Annotated in this window: 1 protein-coding gene and 1 pseudogene; one reads left to right on the forward strand and one right to left on the reverse strand. The window is 45.4% G+C overall.

Going from position 1 to position 522, the window contains the following annotated elements; translation table 11 throughout:
- On the forward strand, window positions 1–216 hold a 216-nt coding region (locus R7040_RS29855; RefSeq protein WP_318098102.1), incomplete at its 5' end, for a hypothetical protein.
- Here R7040_RS29855 and R7040_RS29860 read toward each other — a convergent pair.
- Window positions 202–522: pseudogene (locus R7040_RS29860) on the reverse strand (ABC transporter ATP-binding protein); the annotation flags it as partial. The gene R7040_RS29855 and the pseudogene R7040_RS29860 overlap by 15 nt on opposite strands.

Genomic DNA, 522 nt, shown 5'->3' on the forward strand with positions numbered 1-522 from the left:
GCTATGAAAGAGAAATGGCAAAGACATAATAAGCACTCTTTAATAGGTGGATATGCCACTATTTTATTAAAGAATGAGAGACAAAAAATCCTCCTTGGAAATTCGGTGTTTTACCTATTTTCTCAAGGAGGATCACACTTGGTAGGCGTAGTCGCGGCTCTGACTATGTCGAAGAAACGCGTAACGAATCAGACATGCTATTTAATTGAGCAATAAACTGTCATCCGAAAGTTCTTCGCCTCGAACTTTAGAGAACATGTCTAGTAAATCAGGTACTTGCATATTGGCGCGCTGCTCTCCAGCGACATCCAGAACGATTTCCCCTTGGTGGAGCATGACGGTTCTGTCACCACAAGCGAGCGCGTCTTTCATCGAGTGCGTTACCATCATCACCGTCAGATCAAACTCATTGACGATACGCTTGGTTAAATCGATGACAAAAGCCGCCATACGCGCGTCAAGCGCGGCCGTATGTTCATCAAGCAGCAATAACTTGCGCTCCGATAACGTCGCCATCACCAG

This window comes from Vibrio sp. 1069 (genome assembly GCF_033340555.1).